This is a genomic window from Lawsonibacter celer (assembly GCF_014281125.1).
GTDB classification, from domain to species: Bacteria; Bacillota; Clostridia; order Oscillospirales; family Oscillospiraceae; genus Lawsonibacter_B; species Lawsonibacter_B celer.
Genome location: NZ_JACOEA010000001.1, coordinates 383,462 through 405,426, shown reverse-complemented (window position 1 = coordinate 405,426; position 21,965 = coordinate 383,462). Strand labels below are relative to the sequence as shown.

The following is a 21,965-nucleotide window of genomic DNA, read 5'->3' as shown; positions in this document are numbered from 1 at the left end:
GATTTCCATAGTTTTTTGAAATTATTCACAGATTTTTTGCGGACGGAACCCCAGATAATCCGCGGAAACCAGGTGGTATTCCACGGCGCCATAGGTTCCCTCCACCGCCAGGCGGTGGCTCCCTCCGTGCAAGTGCCCGTAATAGCACCGCTCCACGCCATAGCGCTCCATAACCTCGATGATCTCCGGACAGGTATAGCCCTGATAGCGGGGCGGGTAGTGCAGAAAGCACAGCTTGCGCCCCTCTCCCGCCGCCTTTAGGGACGCCTCCAGGCGCATCACCTCCCGGCGAAACACTTTCTGATCGCCCTTCTCTTCGTAAAACCAGCCGCGGGTACCACACAGCCCATAGCCGTTGTATTGGTAGCAGTTGTTGTGGAGAATCTGCAGGGTATGAAAGCCGTTTTCCGCAAAAAAGGCATTCATTTTGGCCGCCGTGTTCCACCAGTAGTCGTGGTTCCCCTTCAGGAGCAGCTTGCGGCCGGGCAGCGCGTCCAGAAACGCAAAGTCCGCCCGCGCCTCCTGCAGGCTCATGCCCCAGGAAATATCCCCGCAGAGGACCACCGTATCTTCCGGACCCACTATGGAAAATCCATCCTTCAGCTTGTCCACGTAACCAGTCCAGCTCCCGCCGAACACATCCATCGGCTTGTCCGCAGACAGGGAAAGGTGGGTGTCCCCAATCACGAAAAGAGCCATATCAGCGCAGCATCTCCAGCACCTGCTCCACCATCTGCTCCTTTGCAACCGTCCGGTCAAAGCGAATCTGCTTTTCTTTCAGGGCAGCCAAAGGCGCCGGCGCTTCAATGCCGCTTACCCGGCTGAGCTGGTCGATCAGGTCGGTGCCCTGGGCCAGCTCTGTCACACCGATCGAGCCAAGCACGCTGTCACAGAACTTGAAGGGACTGGCGGTGGAGGCCACAAGAGTCATGGTCGGATCTCCGGTCTCGGCCCGGTACTGCTCCAACACGTCAAAGGCTACCGCAGTGTGGGGATCGATCAGGTAGCTGTGCTCCTTCCACATGCGCCCAATGACCTTTCGGGTCTGCTCGTCATCGCAGCATCCGGCTGCGAACAGCTTGTCAAGCTTTGCCTGAATCGCGGGGCTCACCTGATAGGTGCCGGTGGCGCTTAGCTGCTCCATATACCCCCTCACCTGCTGGTCGTCGTGGCCCGAGAGGGCGAAGAGCAGCCGCTCCAGGTTGGAGGAGATCAGAATATCCATGGACGGAGAGAGGGTGTTGTAAAAGGTGCGGTTGCGGTCATACACGCCGGTCTTGAGAAAGTCAGTCAGCACATTGTTGGCGTTGGAGGCGCAGATCAGCTTTGCGATGGGCACCCCCATCTCCTTGGCGTAATAGGCGGCCAGGATATTGCCAAAATTACCAGTAGGCACACACACGTTAATCGGATCGCCCTTCTGAATGCGCCCCTCCCGCATCAGGTCGCAGTAGGCGGAGATATAGTAGACGATCTGCGGCAGCACACGTCCCCAGTTGATCGAGTTGGCGGAGGAGAGGAAAAAGCCCCGGTCCGCCAGCTGCTTCCGCAGCGCCTCATCGGAGAAGAGACGCTTCACCCCGGTCTGGGCGTCGTCAAAATTGCCCACCACGGAGCATACACCCACATTTTCGCCCTCCTGGGTGCACATCTGCAGCTCCTGAATGTCGGACACGCCGTCCTTGGGGTAAAAGACCAGTATCCGGGTCTTATCCACGTCCCGGAAGCCCTCCAGCGCTGCTTTGCCCGTGTCCCCCGATGTAGCCACCAGGATGCAGACCGTCTTTTCCTCCTGATTCTTCACCAGAGAGGCGGAGAGCAGGTGCGGTAGCATCTGCAGGGCCATGTCCTTAAAGGCGCAGGTGGGGCCGTGCCACAGCTCCAGACAGCTGGTGTTCCCGTCCACCGTGCGGACGGGCGCCACCTCCTTCACATCAAATTTCTCCGGCCCATAGGCCTTGTCCGCAAAGGAGGAGAGTTCGGAAGCGCTGAAATCGTCCAGATAGGAATTCATCACATAGACCGCCCGCTGCTGGTAGGACATCTCCTTCATGGTCTCCAGCGCGTTCTGGCTCAGCTTGGGCAGGACCTCCGGAGTCATCAGCCCCCCGTCGCTGGCCAGCCCCTGGGCGATGGCCTCGGCCGCAGTGTGCCGCTGACTTTTATCTCTTGTGCTTACATAGTACATACTTCGCTCACGACCCTCATCAAATTCTCAAAAAACAGGGCACGCAAAAGCTCCCTGCCGTAATTACGCTGTAAAAGCCGCTCCCATAGGCGCTCCAGATCCTGCACGCCGGAGATCCCCGCCGGCAGAAGGCTGCACCCGTCAAAATCCGTTCCCAGCGCCACATGCGCCGCGCCGCCCAGATCCAGACAATGCTCCAGATGGGCAATCACCGTATCCACGCCCGCCTTCTCCCCGAGAAAGTTGGCATAGAGATTCAGCCCGGCCACGCCGTTATGCTCTATTATGGCAGTAAATTGCGCATCGGTCAAGTTTCTTGGATGGAAAAAAACGCTTCTCGCATTGGAATGGCTGGCAATAAAGGGGCCGGAAAGCATGTCCGCCACATCCCAGAAGCCGGGATCGGACAGGTGAGATACGTCCACCAGCATTCCAAGTCTCTCCATCTTCCGCACAAAGTCCCTTCCCTGCCTGGTCAATCCCAGCTCCGGCCGTTCGGCATTGGACCCGGACAGGGCGTTGGCGTGGTTCCAGGTAAGGTTGACCGCCCGCACCCCCTTGGCGTGGGCCTCCTCCAGCCGCTCCAGGCTGCAGCCCAGTAGCTCTCCTCCCTCCACGGAGAGAAGAGCCGCCATCTTTCCGCCCTCTAAGGCGGCACGGATCTCCTCTCCGCTCCGGCAGAATGAGATGCAGTCTCGGTTGGCCTCCATCTCACTCCGGAACAGCTCATATTCTGCCGGGAAAAAGGACTCCGGGGGCGCGCCGCGCAGATCGCAGCCGGGAAAAGCCTGCGCGTCCCCCCAGATGGCAAAGAACTGGACATAGCGCCGGTAGGCGCTCATGCGCTTTAAATCCAGATGCCGGCCGTTTTCCCGCAGCGTGCCGCCGTACAGCAGACGCAGCAGCAGCGCGTCACAGTGAGCGTCAAATACGTCGATCTGGTCCTTCACGGCCGCATCCCCCTCCTGAGCCGCTTAAAAGGCGTTCTCAATATAAACAATATGCGGCTTCTCCGTTCCCATTCCCTGTGGGGCGTATACCTCCGCCACATCAAAGCGGGGCTGCCTTGCCTCCTCCGGGTGCTCCGCCAGCCAGAGTTCCGCCGTGGTGCGCAGGCGGGCCTGCTTCCGCGCGTCCACCGCCTCCCGCCCCATGGCAAAAGCGGCGTCCCGCCGGAGCTTGACCTCTACAAACATCAGATATCTTCGGTCCGCAGCGATCAGGTCGATCTCCCCAAAGCGGCTGCGGTAGCCGGAGGCCAAAATCGTGCAGCCCCTCTTGCGCAGATCCTCCGCTACCAAGGCCTCCCCCCAGCGGCCCAGGAGCTTGGCTTCTCCCCCGCTCACAGCTTTTTCAGGAAGGTCCGCCGATGGATCTCGCACGGCCCGTATTTCCGCAGCAGCTCATAGTGGCGTTTGGTGGGATACCCCTTGTGCCGCTCAAATTCATACAGCGGGTAGCGCTGCGCCATCTGCTCCATGTACCGGTCCCGGCTTACCTTTGCCAGGATGGAGGCTGCCGCGATACTGGCGCTGCGTGCGTCCCCCTTGACCGCCAGCAGGTGCGGTATGGTAATGGCCGCCGTCCTTCCGTGGTCCCGATTCCCGTCCACAAGGGCGTATTCCGGCCGTGGCGACAGCGCCTGGATCGCCCGGTCCATGGCCAGCATCCTGGCGCTGAGGATATCCGAGGCGTCAATCTCCTTTTCGTCCGCCCAGGCCACCGCCCAGGCCACCGCCTGCTCCCGGATCTGGTCAAAAAGCGTGTCCCGCTTCCGCGCGGTCACCTGCTTGGAATCGTTCAGCCCCGCAATGGAGATCTCCCGCGGCAGGATCACCGCCCCGGCATATACCGCGCCGGCCAGGGGGCCGGCCCCGGCCTCATCCACGCCGCAGACCAGGCCGATGCCCTGCTCCCAGCAGCCGCGCTCCAGCTCCCAAAGATCAGTCATGTTTTCTCCTCCGGCGGAGCCTCTAATGTAAAGCGGCCCAGCTTGCCGGCGCGGTATTCATCCAGCAGGATATTGGCCATGCGTTCCGTGTCCACCTCTCCGCCGGAAATGAGAAAACCGCGCCTGCGGCCCGCCTTCTCCAGCAGCTCCCACCCTTTATTCTCCGGAGCCACCTCGATTTTATAGCGCGCCCGAAGTGCCAGCGGATAGCGGCTGCCCAGCACCTCCATCAGGTGACAGGCCAGCGTCTCCACATCCATGATCTCATCCTTCACCGCACCGGTATAGGCCAGATTGCGGCCCACTTCTTCGTCCTCAAATTTCGGCCAGAGAATCCCCGGGGTATCCAGCAGCTGCAGGCCCTGGTCCACGGTCACCCACTGCTTGCCCCGGGTCACGCCCGGCCGGTCCCCGGCCTTGGCTGTCTTGCGCTTGGCCACCTGGTTGATAAACGTGGATTTCCCCACGTTGGGCACCCCCACCACCATGGCTCTCACCGGACGGCCCACAAATCCCTTGGCCTTCCACTGCTCCAGCTTCTCCTGGAGCGCCGTTCGAATCACCGTGGAAAATTGGCTGACCCCTCTGCCGGTTTTGGCCTCGGTCTCCAGAACCGCCCAGCCGTGTCGGCGGAACCACTCGGTCCAACGCCGATTCATATCCGGATCGGCCTGATCCGCGCGGTTGAGCACAACAAGGCGGGGCTTCTCCCCCACCAGCTCGTCAATATCCGGATTGCGGCTGGATATGGGAATGCGGGCGTCAATGATCTCCACCACCAGATCGACCAGCTTCAAATCGGCCTGGATCTGCCGCCGGGTTTTGGTCATATGCCCGGGATACCATTGAATATTCAAATGCTCGCCGCCTTTCCGCTCTTTCGGTTCTAAACGAACTGATTATACACAATATATAGTGAGAAGAAAAGAGAGATTTCCCGCTTTTGGCGTTTTAAAGCAAAAAAGAGAGGCTTCCGCCTCTCTTCTTTGTCAAACCCTTCCGATTAAACGAGCTCTTTGACCTTTGCGCTCTTGCCCACACGGTCACGCAGATAGTAGAGCTTCGCGCGGCGAACCTTACCCTTGCGGACCAGCTCGATCTTTTCGATGGTGGGCGCATGAATGGGGAACACCTTCTCCACACCGACGCCATAAGAGACGCGGCGCACCGTGACGGTCTCCTCAATGCCGCCGTGCTTCTTGGCAATGACGGTGCCCTCAAAGATCTGGATACGCTCGCGGCTGCCTTCCTTGACCTTAATGTGCACACATACGGTGTCGCCCACATTGGCCACGGGGGGCTCTGCCTTCAGATGCTTTTGCTCAAAAGCCTGCATAAGATCCATTGCTGTTTCCTCCTAGTTTATAGGTGTTCATGCGCGCATCACTCAGGCCGCCCGGCTTCTCTGGGCAGCGGCCGCAGAGGACCACCCTTTATTGAGACTGCAATAGTTTACCATATATCCATGCCGCTTGCAAGCATATTTTTAAGAAAAACTTCTTTTTTCTCGTTCTTTCACCGGCAAATTCGGAAAAATCATCCAGGCCGCTGTAATCATCAGCGTCAGATTCAGCTGTCCCCGGCGGGTCAACACCCAGCTGCTGATGATGAATATCATACCAATCCAAACCGCCAGTAGCTTTACGGCTCCCTCAGCCCACCGTTCCAAGCCAAACAGAGTCAAAGCATTTTTCAGAATACGGCCGCCGTCCAGCTGAGGCACTGGCAGGAGATTAAAAAGAGCCAGCGTCAAGCTGAGCCCCGCAAACACGTATCCCGGCTCACCAATCGCCGGAGCCAGCTTGGCCGCCGCAAACGTCAAGAAAAGGTTGGCTGCCGGCCCGGCCAGTGCGGCTATCAATTCTCTGGGGCAATTCAACTGCCTCCGGGTGGAAAGGCGCATTTCCGCCCCGATACAGCTCAGCCGCAGCAGGACCACCCTTCCGCCCAGCAGTGCAATGGCCAGAAAATGTCCCAATTCGTGAAATGCACAGGCCAGCAGAGCCGGAAAGAGCAACGCGCCTCCGTCCAGATAGTACAGCAGAGCCATCAGCACAAGAAAGCTGCCGCTGATTTCCACATGCCTCCAACGCAGCATCAGCTCGTCTCGATATAATAGATCGGGTCAATCCGGACTCCGTTCAGCTTCATCTCAAGGTGCAAGTGAGGCCCAGTGACATTCCCGGTGGCTCCGGACTCCGCAATCTTTTGTCCGGCAGCCACATTTTGCCCCTGCTGTACGCACAGCTCGCTGCAATGGGCGTAGAAGGAGGTCAGTCCGCCCGCATGCTTGAGCTGCAGGTAATTCCCATAAATCGGGCTCTCGCCGATATAGTCCACCGTACCCGCGGCAAACGCCAGCACGTCTGTGCCGGTGTTTACCGCCAAATCTACACCGTTGTGGAATTTTTCCCCTCCATCGACCGGGTGTTCCCGCCATCCGAAGGCAGAGGTCAATTGCCCCATAACCGGGGTGACGGTTTCCGTGACCCCTAAAACACTCAGATTATATTTGTCCATGGTAACATTGTCCGGAAGCGCCGGGCCGGTATACTCCACATGCTCCACAGCCGGGACTTCCGGCTCCGGCGCAGGGGTTGGCGTGGGAGTTGGCACAGGCGTGGGCACAGGTTCTGGTTCCAATGCGGAATTTGACTGCTCCGGCGTCCATTGCAGCCAATGCTGCGCCGGCGTCTGCCCACCCTCATATCCGTTGAGAAAGACCGATTCCGCCTGATAGAGGCGGTTCTCCGTCAGCGCGGCTGGGCTGGATGCCGTTACCGTACCGCCGCCGAACACATCGGTCCACAGGGTTCCCAGGGTCTGGGTCACCGGTTTTCCTTCCGAGATTGAGTGACCAAGTCCGGCAAATACCGCCTGAAAATCGGTATCAGCCTGCAGCATCTCCAGCAGTTCCTGTCGGAATCCCTCCATTTTCTCCGGCATAATTCCTCTTCCCAGGAAGACTACCAAAAATAAAGCGACGCATATGATCAGCTGAGCCAAGCGACGCCTCTCTCTCGGCCCCAGAACGGCTTTCTGCCCCTTGGTTTTGTGCCGCGCCGTCCGGGCTCCGCCCCCCTGCTCCCGCCGTCTTTTTTCCCAGTCCCGATAGCTCGTCTCCATACCGGCGCCTTCCCTTCTGTAACACATCTCAAGACAGTTATATGTGTACGAGGCGCCTAATATGCCGGGGGATATTTATTTGGCGGAAAAAACAGGCTTCCGTTTCTGCAGAAATGCTGCAACCGCTTCCCGATGATCCGCAGTATGTCCCGCCCGATCAAAGAGCTTGGCCTCAAGCTCACAGTAGGCGTCATAGCCGCAGTAAAACTGGTTCCAAATCAGCTCTTTCTGAAGGGCAAGCGCGGCAGGAGACTTCTCCCTCAATTTTGCCGCAAGCTCCTGTGCGGCCTTCTGCAGATGCCCTTCGGGCACAAGCATGGTTGCCAGCCCCAAACGATAGGCCTCTTCGCCCTTTATAGGCGTATTGAGCATCATCAGCTCCTGGGCCTTTACCAGCCCCACTGCGTGAGCCAAATGATAAAGGGTTGCGGTGTCCCCTGTCAGTCCCACATCAATAAATGCGGTCACAAAGGAACTTTTCTCCGTCACAATTCTGAAATCACAGGCCAGCGCCAGGCCGCATCCCGCACCGGCCGCCGCGCCGTTTACCATTGCGATCACCGGCTTGGAGCACCTTTTGGCCGCGCCGCTCATTTTGCTGGTTAGCCTGGCACTCTCATAAGAAATATATCCCTCCGTGTGCTGCATGGCGCCGATGTCTCCGCCCACGGAAAAGTGCCTTCCTTTCCCGGTCAAAAGGACGACACGCACCTGTTCATCCGTGTCACACCGTCCCAACGCTTCCGCTGTCTCGCGAAACGCCTGGAGGCTGAATCCATTTCCTGCCTCGGGGCGGTTCAGGGTAATGGACGCAATCCCGTCCGTCACCTCATAAATCAGGGTATCATACATTTCTCATTCCTCCTAAACACAAAGCCGCCAAAGGCTTTCATCCTTTGGCGGCTTTTGGATACAAGCAAGCCTGTAAGCCGGGTTCTGTCTTTTAAGACAGCCATCTATCTAGGCGCACCGTTGCCGGTGCGCTCCAGCCGCCTCCCCGGGACGGTCGGGCCGACCTTATGTCCCTGCAGGATTGCTCCTGCATAAGGGAGATACCCGGAATCAGAGATTCCAACTCTCCCTTATCCACGGCGTTGCTCCGGATAGAGTTTACAGCGACGGTCGCTTGGCACGCCGTCGGGCGGGCTCTTACCTCCGCCTTTCCACCCTTACTCACCGAACAAACTCCGGCAAGCGGTTTATCTCTGTTGCACTTTTCCTAGGGTCGCCCCCGGCGGGTGTTACCCGTTATCCTTGCCCTGCGGAGCCCGGACTTTCCTCACGTGCGGGCCTTTCGCCCCCCACGCGTGGCTGTCCAGCTTACTTGCGTAGGCTATTTTAAACGATTCTGTCCCGCTTGTCAAACGGAACACGTCCGGTTTTGACAGCATCTTGAAAAACAAAAAAGAGAAGCCCCCTGGATTTAACTCCAAGTGCTTCTCTTTTTTATCACTCAGTAGCCGCTCAGCCCTGCTCCCAGTTGTGCCAGACGTTCTGAACGTCGTCATTTTCTTCCAGCAGGTCAATAAGCTTCTCCATGTTTCTAATGTCGTCTTCGTTCTCCAGCTTTACGTAGTTCTGGGGAACCATCTCCACAGCAGCCTGGACAAAGGCGTATCCCTTTGCCTCCAGAGCCTCCAAAACGGAGCCGAATGCCTCCGGACTGGTGTAGATCTCAAACGCCTCGTCCTCCGCCTGCATATCGTCGGCGCCCGCGTCCAGAGCATCCATCATGACGGTGTCCTCGTCCAGATCCTCGCTCTCGATGACAATAACGCCCTTCCGGTCAAAGGACCAGGACACGCAGCCCGTGGCCCCCAGGCCCTTGCCGTATTTGTCCAGAAGGTGGCGCACCTCGGGAGCGGTACGGTTACGGTTGTCCGTCAGGGCGTCCACGATGACGGCCACGCCGGAGGGACCGTAGCCCTCATAGACCACATTCTCATAGCTGTCCGCATTGCCGGACCCCAGGGCCTTGTCAATGGTGCGCTTAATGTTGTCATTGGGCATATTTGCAGCCTTAGCCTTGGCGATGACCGTGGCCAGACGGGAGTTGTTATTGGGGTCGCCGCTGCCCCCCTGCTTTACCGCCACGATCATTTCACGGGCAATTTTCGTAAATATCTGAGAGCGCTTGGCATCTGCCGCACCCTTCGTTTTTTGGATATTGTGCCATTTGGAGTGTCCAGACATACTATCGTTCCCTTCTCGAAAATTAGCTAAGATAGTTTATCACGTTCCCGATATCTTGGCAACCCCTTTAACCGTAGGAAAACGCCTCTTTATGACGATTTGTGAGGCAGATTTCCGTCTTTGGGAAGCCATTTTCCAGCCATTTCGCCAAAATGGGACACACCACGTTCTCAGTCGGGTAGTGCCCGGCGTCAATGAGGTTGAGCCCGAGCGCCTTTGCGTCCAGAAATCCGTTGTACTTCACATCGGAAGTAACAAATGTGTCACACCCCATCGCCAGCGCCTGGTCCATGAGATCCGCGCAGGCGCCTCCGCCCACTGCCACCCGGCGTACTGGCCGTCGGGCGTCCACATACCGTACGCCATTGGCGCCCAAAGCCTCCTTCACAAAGGCGGCAAAGGCCGGCGTATATTTCGGAACTCCGGCGGCATTGCCCACTCTTCCGATGCCATAGGGACGCCCGGACGCATCCAAGCCCTCCGGCTGGAGCTGTTCGACCTGTTCCAGCCCAAGGCGCGCCGCCAGGGCATCGTTCACACCGCCGCACACTGCATCCAGATTGGTGTGCGCGCAAATGGCCGCAATCCGGTTCTCCACCAGGGAGAGGAGAATCCGTCCGACCGGATCTCCGTCTGTCATGGAGCGGGCAGGGTGAAAAATGACCGGATGGTGCGCGACAATCAGCTCCGCGCCCAGCTCACAGGCCTCCTCCACGACCTCCTCTGTGATGTCCAGGGAGACCAGTATCTTGCTGACCGCACGGTTCCCGCGGCCCACCAGGAATCCCGCGTTGTCAAAATCCATCTGAATGGAGAACGGGGCCATCTCATCCAGATACTGATAAATCTCTCTTACCGTTGCCATTGCTTCCACTCCTCTGCCATTTGATTCAGACCGGCCAGCACACGCTCCAGTTCGGCCAAACGTGGTGCGTCCGATGTTCTTTTGGAGCTCTGCAGCCCCTCTATGGCCCTGCATGCCCGGCGCTGCAGCTGTTCCAAATAAGTAGCCCTCATGGGGGCGCGGTCCTCCCGCCGCTGCCGCCCGGCCCACTGCTCCGCCGGAGTCAGGGGCGCCATCTCTCCCGGGCAGACGGAAAATACAGTATACAGGGTGCGCCCTTCCGGACAGAGCTGTTCCTGCTCGATCACATAGCCGTTTTCCTGCAGCCAGAGCCTCAGCTCTGGCTGTCCGCTCATGGGCTGGAGCAGCAACCGGCATCCCGACTCTTTGGTCCAGGGCGCCGCAGCCAGGATGGAGAGAATGGTCTCTCCCCCCATACCCGCTATGGCAATGGTGTCCGCCTCCTCCGGCGAAATCTGCCTCAGCCCGTCACACAGCCGAAAGGTCATGCGATCCATCAGGCCGTAATGCTCCGCCGTGGCCCGCGCCCGCTCCAGAGGGCCTTGGCGCAGGTCGGAAACTAGGGCATGGCGGACAACTCCCCGCTGAAGCAGCCACACGGCTAAATATGCGTGGTCAGTCCCTACATCAGCAAAACGGGTCCCATGGGGCACCAACTCTGCAACCGCGCGCAGGCGGGGTGAGAGTTCAATGGGGCGCATGGTCATCACCTCTTCTCCCAAGCGTTTAAAGAAACAAAAAGGAGCGGCCGGAGCCGCTCCCTTTTCAGATGACCCTTACTTCGCAGCGCCGACGCTGGCGTTGATCTTTGCCAGCAGCTCTTCCACATCCACGCCGTGGACCATGCAGGCCTGCTCCACAGTCTCGCCGCGGGAAGATGGGCAGCCCAGGCAGTGCATGCCGATGGACAGGAAAATGGGAGCAGTCTCCGGCGCAATATCCAGGATATCGCCGATAATCGTATCTTTTGTGATCTGTGCCATGGTTTGTACCTCCATTGATTGATTTGGATTATGCAGATAGTATATCCGATTTTTCATGGTTTTTCAATAGGATATTATGAGAAAAAAGAGACGCCCTCACGGACGTCTCTTTTTCAGGCCAGTTAGCCCTGCTCGCGCATCTTGGCGAAGCACTCGCTGCAGTAAACAGGACGATCGGACTTGGGCTCAAAAGGAACCTTGGCCTCACCGCCGCAGGCAGCACAGGTAGCAGTGAAGTACTCACGGGGGCCGCGGGAAGCAGCCTTGCGGGCGTCACGGCAGGCCTTGCAGCGCTGGGGCTCGTTCTGGAAGCCGCGCTCGGCGTAGAACTCCTGCTCACCGGCGGTGAACACGAATTCCTGGCCACATTCCTTACATACCAGAGTCTTGTCTTCGTACATGATAATACCCTCTCTTTGCTCGTTGCCCAGGTCCGGAATGAAACCGAATAATGCTGGGTCATTGTAATATTGCGTTCAGCTTTCGCTGATATCGCCAGATAAAAGTTGCTGCGCCAATTTGCGCCGGATGCGCTGGACAGCATTGTCCACCGATTTCGGGGACTTTTCGACCTCGGCTGCAATCTCTGAGTAGGACAGACCGTTTAGATACAACCCAAGGATCTTTGCTTCGAAACCGGACAATTGGCCTTTCAGTACGTCCATGCGTTCCCGAAACTCTTCCCGGCTGATAATCATATCCTCCGGATTTTCCAGGCGCCCTTGGCCGCTTCTGAACGCATAATGGTTGTCATTCCCGCTAAAAAGAGGGGTTTCGAAAGAGATATAGGTGTTCAGCGGTGTGTGCTTATCTCTTGCTGCTGCTTTGACGGCGGAGAGTAAGCGATTTTTGATACAGACCTCTGCATAGGTGCGAAAATGAACCGCCTTCTCCGAGTTATACTCCCGGATCGCGGCCAAAAGCCCCATCATACCTTCCTGGATCAAGTCTTCACTGTCACCCCCGGCCAAAAAATAGGGCCGGGCACAGATGCGGACCAAGCGGTTATAGCGTACCGCCAGCGCTTCCTCCGCAAAGCGATCCCCGGATGCGGCCAGGGCACACAGTGTCTCGTCGCTCAGTTGGGTTGATTGAACAACGTTTGGTCTCATGCCTAAACTCCTTGCATATTATACGCAGAATTTTGTGCTGTTGTCAAGCATTTCAGCAAAATGTTTCCCGCCGCTCAACCGTTTTTTATGATATTTGCCAATTTCTCTGCAATTTTTCGTGCATTCTCCTCGGTCTGAGCCTCCACCATGACGCGGATCAGGGCCTCTGTGCCGGAGGGACGCACCAAAATCCGGCCGGTGTCCGCCAGGGTGGCCTCCTGCTCTGCCACTGCATCCCACAGGGACTGCGCGGACATCAGAGCCTCCTTCTTGGCCTTATCCGCCACCGGCACATTGATCAGCACCTGCGGATAACGCTTGCAGCCGGACACCAGCTCAGAGGCCTTTTTCCCGGAAGTGTGCATCAGGGCGAGAAACTGCAGGGCTGTCAGCTGTCCGTCTCCCGTGGTGGCATATCTGCGGAAAATGGTGTGTCCGGACTGCTCTCCGCCCACCAGATAGCCGCACTCCTCCATCTTTTCCAGCACATTGCGGTCGCCCACGCTGGTGCAGAAAAGCTGGATGCCGTGCTCCTTACAGAACACATGCAGTCCCATATTGCTCATGACCGTGGCCACAATGGCGTTTCCGTCCAACTCCCCGGCCTGCTTCAGCGCCAGTCCGCAGGCGGCAATCACCTGGTCGCCGTCAATTTCCTCTCCGTTTTCATCCACCATCAGACAGCGGTCGGCATCTCCGTCAAATGCGATCCCCAGATCATAGTCCCCTGCCTTTACCATGGCTTTCAGCCGGTCCAGATGGGTGGAGCCGCACCCGTTGTTGATATTCACGCCGTCCGGGTCGGCATAGATGACATCCGTATGCAGATCCGGGAAGGAGTCAAACAGCCGCGCGGCCGTCGCGGAAGCCGCCCCATTGGCGCAGTCCACCAGAATATGCAGCCCCGCCAGATCGGTATGGATAGTAGAAACCAGGTGATCAATGTAGTCCTGGGGTTCCTTCTGAGCCGCGTAGATGACCCGCCCCAGATCTCCATGGGTCTTCAGAGGGACCGGGATATGCTCGAGGATGACTTTCTCAATCTCCCCCTCCAGCTCATCGGGCAGTTTGAAGCCGCGGCGGTCAAAGATTTTAATGCCATTGTGCTCAAACGGATTGTGGGAGGCGGAGATCACAATGCCGGCGTCTGCCTTGGCATCCACGGTCAGCCAGGCTACGGCGGGCGTCGGCATCACGCCCAGATGGAGCACATCAGCGCCGGCGGAGCACAGGCCCGCAATGAGCGCCCCCTCCAGCAAATCGGAAGAAATCCGGGTATCCTTGCCGATGGTAAAATGCGGCTGCGCGCCGCCCTTTTCTTTCGTCATAACATAGGCCGCCGCCATACCCACCTGAAAGGCCAGCTGGGCGTCCAAGCCGTCGTTGACTACGCCGCGGATGCCGTCGGTTCCAAATAATTTGCCCATAAAAATAAATCCTTTCTGTCACTCAATGTACTCGTCTGTTTTCTGAAAGAGCGCTTAAAGCATTTGCTCCGGAGCATTTAAAAATCGCCCGGTCAGGCAATCACGCTCCGCCCCCGGCCTCCCTATTGACGCTCAAAGAGACAGCTGCTCCATGCTGGCTCCGCCGGGGACCGGCAGACCCAGATGCTCATAGGCCAGGCGAGTCACACATCTGCCCCTGGGTGTACGGGTTAAAAATCCCATCTGCATGAGATAGGGCTCATACACATCCTCCAGGGTAACCGCCTCTTCATTAATCGTGGCGGCCAAGGTCTCCAGACCAACGGGACCGCCGGAATAGTGGTCAATAATAGAGCGCAGCATTCTCCGGTCGACCGCGTCCAGCCCCAGATGGTCCACCTCCAGGGCGGTGAGCGCCTGATCGGCCACGTCACGGGTAATCACGCCGCCAGCCTTCACCTGGGCAAAGTCCCGCACACGGCGGAGCATCCGGTTGGCAATACGAGGGGTGCCGCGGGAGCGGCGCGCGATTTCCATGGCCCCCTCCGCCTCAATTGGCACCTCCAGGATCCCCGCCGAGCGGGTGACGATCAGCGCCAGCTCCTCCGGAGTGTACAACTCCAGACGCAGAGTGACGCCGAACCGGTCCCGCAACGGCGCGGACAGCTGCCCTGCCCGGGTGGTGGCCCCAATCAGTGTAAACCGGGGCAGATCCAGCCGAATCGAATTGGCAGACGGACCCTTCCCGATGATAATGTCAATGGCAAAGTCCTCCATGGCCGGGTAGAGGATCTCCTCCACCGAGCGGTTGAGGCGGTGAATCTCATCCACAAAGAGGATATCGTTCTCATTCAGATTGGTCAGCAGCGCCGCCAGATCTCCCGGTTTCTCGATCGCGGGACCGGAGGTGATGCGGATATTGACCCCCATCTCATTGGCGATGATGCCGGACAGGGTGGTCTTGCCCAGGCCGGGGGGGCCGTGGAGCAGCACATGGTCCAGGGGCTCACTACGCATTTTCGCCGCCTGGATAAAGACCTCCAGGTTTCCCTTGGCTTTCTTTTGGCCGATATATTCACTGAGCGTCTTTGGGCGCAGAGAGCCCTCATTCTCGTCACTTCCCGTGAGCGAAGTGGTCACCAGTGGCTCCTCTGTCTCAAACCCGCCGTTTGCAGAAAAATCAATGCTCAAAGTTTCACTTCCCCATTCTGCTCCATCCGCTGGGCCGTTTTACTTCACCATCTTCTTCAGCGCCTGCTTGATAATGTCCTCCAGTTTCAGACTCTCCAGGTCAATCCCCTTGAGGGCCAAGCCGATCTCACTCTGGGAATAGCCCAGCACGGCCAGGGCCGCAGCAGCCTCGCTGGATTTATTCTCCGGAATCACCGTCACGCCCGTGCCGCCGTAGCTCTCTCCGCCACTGGAGAGCTGCCCCTTGGCCAGCTTATCTTTCAGTTCCAGTATGATCCGCTGGGCAATCTTTTTCCCGATCCCCTGGGCCACGGTAAGCGCCTTTTCGTCTCCGGTAATAATACTCATGGCCAGCCGCTCCGGCGTGGCGGCCGACAAAATGGACAGGGCTGCTTTCGGCCCCACACCGGAGACCGAAAGCAGCATCTGAAAGCAGTTCAGCTCGCTCTCCGTGGCAAAGCCATAGAGCTCCATGGCATCCTCACGGACATTCAGGTGGGTGTAGAGCTTTGCCTCTTTCCCCTTTTCCAAGCATGCCAAAGTATTGTTGGTGGTGCGGCAGGCATAGCCCACTCCCCCGCAGTCAATCACCGCCAAGAAGGGCGCCGTATGGGCCACCAGCCCCTTTACATAGTAAAACATAATCGTCTTTTCTCCTATTTTTTACGCACCGCGTACCGCCCGCTGCCGGGGCGGGCGGCATCCGGGCTCTGCAGGCGCGAGGTGCAGGAACGGGCGTGGCACAGAGCAATAGCCACCGCGTCGGCGGCATCGTCCGGTTTGGGGACGGACGGAAGGCCCAGCAGGCGCTTTGTCATATCCATCACCTGGCGTTTCTCCGCCTTGCCGTAGCCCGTCACCGCCAGCTTGACCTGCGAGGGCGAATATTCAAAGATTGGAACGCCAGCCCTCTGCGCTTCGGTCAGCAGCACGCCCCTGGCCTGAGCCACGCCGATGCCGGTGGTAATATTATTGGTAAAAAACAGCTCCTCCACCGCCATGGCGTCCGGACGAAACAGTTCAAACAGCCGCTGCATATCCTCTGCGATCTGCAGCAGACGGGCCGGCAGCGCCTTCCCCGCCGGGGTGGTGACCGCTCCACACTGAATCAGCCGCGCCCTGCCGCAGACCATTTCCACAACGCCAAATCCCACAATGGCAAAGCCCGGATCAATTCCTAAAATAACCATAGGGACCTCCTATGCATATACAAATGTTATTTTACCACGGGCCGCGTGAGGGCGCAAGCGGAATTGCTGGATTTAGAGACACAGAAAGGCCGGAGCGCAAACGCTCCGGCCTTTGTGCAATTCCGATTGCTACGCTCTGGGATGCGCCTTGTTGTACACATCCTTGAGCTTTTGATTGACCAGCTGTGTATAAATCTGAGTGGAGGAAATATCCGCATGGCCCAGCATCTCCTGAATGGAGTGCAGGTCCGCTCCGTTTTCCAGCAGATGCGCCGCAAAGGAGTGGCGAAGCGTGTGCGGGGTGATCTCCTTTTTGATTTCCGCCTTCTCCTGATAGTGCTTGATGATCTTCCAAAAGCCCTGGCGGCTCATCCGCTCTCCGCTCATATTAACGAACAGGGCGCGCTCGTCCGGATGCTCAACCATCTGGGGCCGCACATGTTCCAGGTAATCCTGCAGCGCCCGGACCGCCGCCGGATACAGGGGGATAATCCGTTCCTTTCCCCGCCCCAGGCAGCGGATAAAGCCGGCGGATAAATTCAAGTGCTCCAGGTTCAGCCCGATCAGCTCAGAAACCCGGATGCCGGTGGCATAGAGCAGCTCCAGCATTGCCCGGTCCCGGCAGCCTTTGGGCTCAGACGCGTCCGGCTGCTCCAGGAACAGCTCCACCTCTTTGTTGGTGAGAATCTGCGGCAGCTTGCGCTCCACCTTTGCCGGAGCCAAGCCCTTTGCGGGATTGACTGATACGGCCCCAGCTGAAAAAAGGTAGGTGTAAAAGGACTTTAAGGAGGCCAGTGAACGCGTTACAGTTGCAGCCGATTTCCCATGGGCGGACAGGAATTTCATGTACCCCTCCACATCAGACTGAACTGCCTGGGCAGGCGCCAGCCCCTCTCCTTCTAGCCACCGGGTATACTGCCCCACGTCCCGGACATAAGAACTGCATGTGTTGGCGGACGCATTTTTCTCCACCGTGAGATAATGTTCATATTCTTCGAGATAATCCATCCGCCCCGCACCTTCTTACACTTACTCGCTTAAATCGCAATCAGCGCCCCGGCCAATCCAGACACCAGCATGGGCACCACCAGATATTCCAGCACAACACACACCACCAGCGCGGCCGCACACAGGCCGCACCGCTGGAACCAAGCCTTTCCGTATAAAGCCGGCTGCCGGCTCTCTCCCAAAAAGCGGCTGGCCAGCCGCCGGGCGGACAGCACACTCTGTACACCCAGCATAAAAAAAACAGGAACCGATATCGCACCGGTAACTCCAAACAATAAAAAGGCTAATAAACACCCCGCCGAACCAAGAACACGGACAAACGAGGCAATGGAAAAAGCAAGTAAAAAACCGCGGACCGCAAATAAAACAGGCAACCCCAAAAGGCCCAGTGCAGTAAAGCCCAGCAGCAGCGCCAGCAGGGGCCATCGTATACATTCCCACATCGAGGGCAACAGGTCCGGAGCGGACAACGCCCCGCTCTCTGCCGCACGCAAAAAGCTTTGTACATATGCCTCAAGGCCCTCGCCGGCTCCACCCGCCACCCGGGCCATCAACAGGCACCCCAACAGGCCGCCCGCAAAAAAACAGATGGAACAAACCGCCAGCGCGGGCAAGATCCCAGCCGTCGGCACGTCCCAAACGCCCGCTACCGGTCTTTGCATAGCCGTCACCCCCAGAGAAGCCTATGAGTCTGACCGGCCATTTAGAAGGACGAGTTTAAATCGGGGATGTTACTTAATATAATCCACTCAAGGTTATTGTGCAAGAATACTTCGACAAAAAAATCATTTTTGTGTATTATGCCTATATATTATGTAAACAAAATTATGTAAACTTTGTAAATTGCACTTTAGGTCGCATAGTCAGTTCTTCACGTCGTTACACCAGATATAGTGTCCGGCACGCGAAAGCGCCCAAGCATCGGTAGTTACCGTGCTTGGGCGCCAGATTACGCTCTGTATAATTACATTTTGTATAGGCTATTCTGACATTCCGGCCGCAATAGCCTTCAGCGCAATCGCACACTCCAGCCGTTTGCGCTCTAGCGCACATCCCACATGGTGCGGCTTTTTTATGTCTCCATTGACAAGCAGGTTGGAGGCGCTGCAGCCGCCGGAGCAGTAAAAACGAGCCCAGCAGTCCCGGCATTCCTCCCTAGTATAGATGTTCAGGCCTGCAAATTCCGCAGAGCGTTCACGGTCAAATGTGCCGTCGTGGACGCTTCCAAGCCGGTATGCTTCATTGCCCACAAACTGGTGGCAGGGGTAGATATCCCCTTCCGGCGTGATCGCCACATATTCGCAGCCGGCACCACAGCCTCGCAGACGCTTGATGACGCAAGGGCCCTGGGCCAGGTCTACATTAAAATGGAAAAAGTTTATCTCCCGGTGATCCTTCAGCCACTCGGCCAGCTTTTCGTACTCCGCCTCCAGCTCCGGCACGTCGGACTCCCGCAGAGCGTAGGGGTCCTCCTCTTTTCCCACCACCGGTTCCACTGAAATGTTTCGGCCCACTTCAGCCAGCGCCTTTACGTCTTCGGCAAAGTCCTTATGGAAACGGGTAAAGGTACCCCTGAGATAATAGTCCTTGGTTCCGCGGCCCTCGATCAGCTTTTTAAATTTGGGTACAATGATGTCATAGCTGCCCTTGCCGTTTACGGTGGGCCGAAGGTCGTCATTTACCTCTCTGCGCCCATCCAGCGAGAGCACTGCATTGGACATCTCGCGATTGATATACGCAATGTTCTCGTCATCCAGCAGCACCCCGTTGGTTGTAATCGTAAAGCGGAAGCACTTTCCGGATTCTTTCTCAATCGACCTGGCATATTCCACGGTCTTTTTGACCGTATCCATGGCCATCAGCGGCTCACCGCCAAAGAAATCCACCTCGATATTTCGCCGGTGTCCGGACTTGGCCACCACAAAATCAATGGCTTTTTTTGCGGTCTCAAAATCCATGGTCATGCGGTGTCCCGTGCCGAAGTCGCCGGTCGAGGCAAAGCAGTACTTGCATCGCAGGTTACAGTCATGGGAAACATGGAGACAAAGCGCCTTTACCAGGGCCTGCTGCTGCATGGAGGCCGCCTTTTCCCGGTCAATATAATCGTCCTCTTCAAAAAGCAGTCCTTCGTCGGCCAAGCTGCGCAGCTCCTGCCACGCCTCCTCCAGCGACTCCGGAGCATATTGGGGCAATTTTTGTATGATTTCCGCCGGGCAGTGCTCCGCCATAGGCGGTATGACCCGCTCCAGCAGATGGTAGGTCACTTCGTCCAGCACGTGGACCGCACCGCTATTCACGTCCACCGCTACATTGACGCCAAGCGCCTGAAAGGTATGTACCATAATATCTTTTCCCTCACTTCCCGCTTGCATGGAAAAAGGGTGGGAATCCCCACCCTTTCCAAACCAAACGCGTTACTTACTGATTCTCGCACTTCTGGTTGGCCACGGTGCAAGAGGTCTTGCAGGCGGACTGGCAGGAGGTCTGGCACTCGCCGCAGCCACCATGAGCGGCGCTGTTTTTCAAAGTCGCGCCGTTAAGCGTCTTGACATGCTTCATCGTTTTTCCCTCCCATGTCGGTGATTAACTGCATGATACCATATTTCGGCGGCAATTTCAATTATTTTCTGCGCTTTTTCTTGGCTGTGGTCCGCTTCTTCCCTCCGCCGCGCAGAAGTCCCGCAGCGGCGCCGCCGCACAGGCATCCACACAGCAGGCCAATCCCGCCGGACTGCGGTGTCATCGACTGAAAGAAGAGCACTCCAACCGTGAGCAGCAGCAAAAACAGCACGCTCCCAGTCGCCAGGCCCACCAGCAGCCCCCGCGTTCCGCAGCGGCGCACGGCCATTGATCCTCCGATGAAGGACCCCACCACGCAGCCCACCACGGTCAGCTGATACATCAGTCCCTCGCCCAGCAACCCCCTGGCAATCCCCAGGGACGCCGCCAGCAGGAACACCATGCACGCCAACAGTGCCGCCACCCCGCCGATCACGATTCCAAGGGCGCAGCGCACCAGCTTCGCGCCCTGCTCCTCCTCCGTTTTTCGCATAAAAAGCACCCTCCCTTGGCACAGATTCCTGTTGGAAACATATGCAGGGAGGGCGCTTGGCATGTCTCTTTTTACTTCTTGGAGTCCTTGCTCTTGTCTTCCGCGGGACCGTTCTCCGTGGTCTGAGTGCCCTTTGTGGAAATAGCCCATTTGGTAAACTCCAGACGCACCCGGTCGGCGCTGGTCTCAATGACGATGGTATCCTCCTTCACCGCGCAGATGGTGCCGACAATACCGCCGATCGTAGTGATCTGATCCCCCACAGACAGCTCAGAGCGCATCTTGGCGGCTTCTTTCTTCTTTTTGTTCTCCGGGCGAATCAACAGGAAATAAAACACCGCAATCAAAACGACAAACGGCAGAATCATACCCAGTCCGCCACCAGCACTCGTTGTGCCGGAAAGCATCGCGCTTGTGACCTCAGTCAGCAAAATAATCCCCTCCGAATTCATATAGATGGAAAATCATCGCGTGATGAACATTATAAATCGAAATGTAGAATTTGACAAGCCTTTTTACAGATATTTCACGTCCGCCGGCCCAATTTTTCTGAAAACTCCGCCCGAAAAGCCCCAAAGCCCCCCTCGTCCAACGCCTGACGGATACGTGCCATCAGGCTGTTATAAAAATAGAGGTTATGCAAAACCGCTAGGCGCATGGCCAGCATCTCCTCCGCCGCAAACAGGTGCCTCAGGTAAGCTCTGGAGAAGGACCGGCATACTGGGCAGGCACATTGGGGGTCAATCGGGCGCTCATCCATCTTGTACTTCTCGTTTTTGATATTGATGGCACCTTCCCAGGTGTAGAGCTTGGCATGACGGGCATTGCGGGCCGGCATCACACAGTCGAAGAAGTCTATACCGCGGGCCACGCCTTCAATGAGATTGGAAGGGGTCCCCACCCCCATCAGATAGCGAGGCTTGTCCGCCGGCATATAGGGCTCCACCGCGTCAATAATATCATACATCACCTGCGTGGGCTCTCCCACGGCCAAGCCGCCGATGGCATAGCCCTCACAGTCGATTTTTGCCGTCTCTTTCATGTGCCAGATCCGGAGATCCGGGAAGGTCGCGCCCTGGTTGATGCCAAACAGCATCTGCTGCGGGTTTACGGTTTCCGGCAAGGTGTTCAGCCTGTCATGCTCCGCTTTGCAGCGTTCCAGCCAGCGCAGGGTCCGCTCACAGGAAGACTTTGCATACTCATAAGTGGCAGGGTTCTCCACACATTCATCAAAGGCCATAGCCACATCACTGCCCAGATTGGACTGGATGCGCATGGACTCCTCCGGTCCCATAAAAATCCGCCTGCCGTCGATGTGGGAGGCAAAGGTAACCCCCTCCTCCTTAATTTTGCGCAGTCCGGCCAAAGAGAACACCTGAAATCCGCCCGAGTCGGTCAGGATGGGTCCGTCCCAGTCCATGAACTTGTGGAGGCCGCCCATGGCCCGCACCACCCCGTCTCCGGGTCTCAGGTGGAGATGGTAGGTGTTGGACAGCTCCACCTGACAGCCGATCTCCTTCAGATCGTGGGCAGATACCGCGCCCTTGATGGCCCCCTGCGTCCCCACATTCATAAACACCGGCGTCTGAACCACACCGTGGGCGCAGGTGAACCTGCCGCGCCGCGCTCTGTCCTCTGTCTTTATGACCTCAAACACAGAAAAACTCCTTTGCACTATT

General features: G+C 57.5%; 27 protein-coding genes and 1 other RNA gene. All 28 read right to left on the bottom strand.

Translation table 11 applies throughout. The features are described 5' to 3' along the window. Positions 1-21 precede the first annotated feature (21 nt). The 28 genes from H9Q75_RS01960 to tgt all read right to left on the bottom strand — a co-directional run bounded on the left by H9Q75_RS01960 (position 22) and on the right by tgt (position 21,943). Complete coding sequence (locus tag H9Q75_RS01960; RefSeq protein ID WP_186564476.1) at positions 22-699, bottom strand: metallophosphoesterase; 678 nt, start codon at positions 697-699, stop codon at positions 22-24. 1 nt (position 700) lies between these two features. After that, the gene (gene thrC, locus H9Q75_RS01955; RefSeq protein ID WP_186564475.1) at positions 701-2,188 is read right to left on the bottom strand and encodes a threonine synthase; all 1,488 of its coding nucleotides are present in this window, start codon (positions 2,186-2,188) and stop codon (positions 701-703) included. Continuing rightward, positions 2,176-3,138 (bottom strand): membrane dipeptidase, encoded by a 963-nt coding sequence (locus H9Q75_RS01950; protein ID WP_186564474.1) that lies wholly within the window; start codon positions 3,136-3,138, stop codon positions 2,176-2,178. The genes thrC and H9Q75_RS01950 overlap by 13 nt, the downstream gene beginning before the upstream one ends. Positions 3,139-3,162: 24 nt before the next feature. Then, complete coding sequence (locus tag H9Q75_RS01945; protein ID WP_186564473.1) at positions 3,163-3,534, bottom strand: YraN family protein; 372 nt, start codon at positions 3,532-3,534, stop codon at positions 3,163-3,165. Continuing rightward, a complete protein-coding gene (locus tag H9Q75_RS01940) occupies positions 3,531-4,139 on the bottom strand; it encodes a ribonuclease HII (protein ID WP_186564472.1) in 609 nt (202 codons plus the stop codon). Before H9Q75_RS01940 ends, H9Q75_RS01945 begins: the two co-directional genes overlap by 4 nt. After that, positions 4,136-4,996: a ribosome biogenesis GTPase YlqF gene (ylqF, locus tag H9Q75_RS01935; protein ID WP_186564471.1), complete on the bottom strand. Its 861-nt coding sequence runs from the start codon at positions 4,994-4,996 to the stop codon at positions 4,136-4,138. Before ylqF ends, H9Q75_RS01940 begins: the two co-directional genes overlap by 4 nt. A gap of 146 nt (positions 4,997-5,142) precedes the next feature. Continuing rightward, positions 5,143-5,484 (bottom strand): 50S ribosomal protein L19, encoded by a 342-nt coding sequence (gene rplS, locus H9Q75_RS01930; protein ID WP_186564470.1) that lies wholly within the window; start codon positions 5,482-5,484, stop codon positions 5,143-5,145. A gap of 141 nt (positions 5,485-5,625) precedes the next feature. Next, positions 5,626-6,219 carry a site-2 protease family protein gene (locus H9Q75_RS01925; RefSeq protein WP_341480878.1) on the bottom strand — a complete coding sequence of 198 codons (594 nt, stop codon included), beginning with the start codon at positions 6,217-6,219 and terminating at the stop codon, positions 5,626-5,628. Positions 6,220-6,236: 17 nt separating this feature from the next. Continuing rightward, complete coding sequence (locus tag H9Q75_RS01920; protein ID WP_243200643.1) at positions 6,237-7,085, bottom strand: M23 family metallopeptidase; 849 nt, start codon at positions 7,083-7,085, stop codon at positions 6,237-6,239. Positions 7,086-7,340: 255 nt separating this feature from the next. Beyond that, positions 7,341-8,117: an enoyl-CoA hydratase/isomerase family protein gene (locus H9Q75_RS01915; protein ID WP_186564467.1), complete on the bottom strand. Its 777-nt coding sequence runs from the start codon at positions 8,115-8,117 to the stop codon at positions 7,341-7,343. Positions 8,118-8,174: 57 nt separating this feature from the next. Beyond that, an RNA gene (gene rnpB / locus H9Q75_RS01910) (RNase P RNA component class A) lies at positions 8,175-8,592 on the bottom strand. A 137-nt stretch (positions 8,593-8,729) separates the two neighbouring features. Further along, a complete protein-coding gene (locus H9Q75_RS01905) occupies positions 8,730-9,458 on the bottom strand; it encodes a YebC/PmpR family DNA-binding transcriptional regulator (RefSeq protein WP_186564466.1) in 729 nt (242 codons plus the stop codon). A 67-nt stretch (positions 9,459-9,525) separates the two neighbouring features. Further along, complete coding sequence (locus H9Q75_RS01900; protein ID WP_186564465.1) at positions 9,526-10,323, bottom strand: Nif3-like dinuclear metal center hexameric protein; 798 nt, start codon at positions 10,321-10,323, stop codon at positions 9,526-9,528. Next, on the bottom strand, positions 10,311-11,024 hold the full coding sequence (locus tag H9Q75_RS01895; RefSeq protein ID WP_186564464.1) for a tRNA (adenine(22)-N(1))-methyltransferase: 714 nt from the start codon (positions 11,022-11,024) through the stop codon (positions 10,311-10,313). The genes H9Q75_RS01900 and H9Q75_RS01895 overlap by 13 nt, the downstream gene beginning before the upstream one ends. A gap of 75 nt (positions 11,025-11,099) precedes the next feature. Next, positions 11,100-11,306, bottom strand: a complete 207-nt coding sequence (locus tag H9Q75_RS01890; protein ID WP_186564463.1) for a DUF1858 domain-containing protein — start codon at positions 11,304-11,306, stop codon at positions 11,100-11,102. 122 nt (positions 11,307-11,428) lie between these two features. Then, positions 11,429-11,707, bottom strand: a complete 279-nt coding sequence (locus H9Q75_RS01885) for a zinc-ribbon domain containing protein (protein ID WP_186564462.1) — start codon at positions 11,705-11,707, stop codon at positions 11,429-11,431. A 75-nt stretch (positions 11,708-11,782) separates the two neighbouring features. Next, a complete protein-coding gene (locus H9Q75_RS01880) occupies positions 11,783-12,418 on the bottom strand; it encodes a sigma-70 family RNA polymerase sigma factor (RefSeq protein ID WP_186564461.1) in 636 nt (211 codons plus the stop codon). Between the two features lie 74 nt (positions 12,419-12,492). Further along, positions 12,493-13,845 carry a phosphoglucosamine mutase gene (glmM, locus tag H9Q75_RS01875; RefSeq protein WP_186564460.1) on the bottom strand — a complete coding sequence of 451 codons (1,353 nt, stop codon included), beginning with the start codon at positions 13,843-13,845 and terminating at the stop codon, positions 12,493-12,495. A 132-nt stretch (positions 13,846-13,977) separates the two neighbouring features. Further along, positions 13,978-15,036 (bottom strand): Holliday junction branch migration DNA helicase RuvB, encoded by a 1,059-nt coding sequence (gene ruvB / locus H9Q75_RS01870; RefSeq protein WP_186564459.1) that lies wholly within the window; start codon positions 15,034-15,036, stop codon positions 13,978-13,980. Positions 15,037-15,075: 39 nt separating this feature from the next. Further along, positions 15,076-15,678, bottom strand: a complete 603-nt coding sequence (ruvA, locus tag H9Q75_RS01865) for a Holliday junction branch migration protein RuvA (protein WP_186564458.1) — start codon at positions 15,676-15,678, stop codon at positions 15,076-15,078. 14 nt (positions 15,679-15,692) lie between these two features. Further along, the gene (gene ruvC / locus H9Q75_RS01860; RefSeq protein ID WP_186564457.1) at positions 15,693-16,226 is read right to left on the bottom strand and encodes a crossover junction endodeoxyribonuclease RuvC; all 534 of its coding nucleotides are present in this window, start codon (positions 16,224-16,226) and stop codon (positions 15,693-15,695) included. Positions 16,227-16,355: 129 nt separating this feature from the next. Beyond that, positions 16,356-17,234, bottom strand: a complete 879-nt coding sequence (gene xerD / locus H9Q75_RS01855) for a site-specific tyrosine recombinase XerD (protein ID WP_186564456.1) — start codon at positions 17,232-17,234, stop codon at positions 16,356-16,358. 29 nt (positions 17,235-17,263) lie between these two features. Continuing rightward, positions 17,264-17,848 carry a stage II sporulation protein M gene (locus H9Q75_RS01850; RefSeq protein ID WP_243200642.1) on the bottom strand — a complete coding sequence of 195 codons (585 nt, stop codon included), beginning with the start codon at positions 17,846-17,848 and terminating at the stop codon, positions 17,264-17,266. A gap of 366 nt (positions 17,849-18,214) precedes the next feature. Beyond that, positions 18,215-19,576, bottom strand: coding sequence for a thioether cross-link-forming SCIFF peptide maturase (scfB, locus tag H9Q75_RS01845; RefSeq protein ID WP_186564454.1), 1,362 nt, complete (start codon positions 19,574-19,576; stop codon positions 18,215-18,217). 76 nt (positions 19,577-19,652) lie between these two features. Next, a complete protein-coding gene (gene scfA, locus H9Q75_RS01840) occupies positions 19,653-19,793 on the bottom strand; it encodes a six-cysteine ranthipeptide SCIFF (protein WP_186564453.1) in 141 nt (46 codons plus the stop codon). Positions 19,794-19,854: 61 nt separating this feature from the next. Next, positions 19,855-20,286: a TIGR04086 family membrane protein gene (locus tag H9Q75_RS01835; protein ID WP_186564452.1), complete on the bottom strand. Its 432-nt coding sequence runs from the start codon at positions 20,284-20,286 to the stop codon at positions 19,855-19,857. A gap of 71 nt (positions 20,287-20,357) precedes the next feature. After that, positions 20,358-20,654, bottom strand: a complete 297-nt coding sequence (yajC, locus tag H9Q75_RS01830) for a preprotein translocase subunit YajC (RefSeq protein WP_186564451.1) — start codon at positions 20,652-20,654, stop codon at positions 20,358-20,360. A 158-nt stretch (positions 20,655-20,812) separates the two neighbouring features. Further along, positions 20,813-21,943, bottom strand: coding sequence for a tRNA guanosine(34) transglycosylase Tgt (tgt, locus tag H9Q75_RS01825; RefSeq protein WP_186564450.1), 1,131 nt, complete (start codon positions 21,941-21,943; stop codon positions 20,813-20,815). Positions 21,944-21,965: the final 22 nt, after the last annotated feature.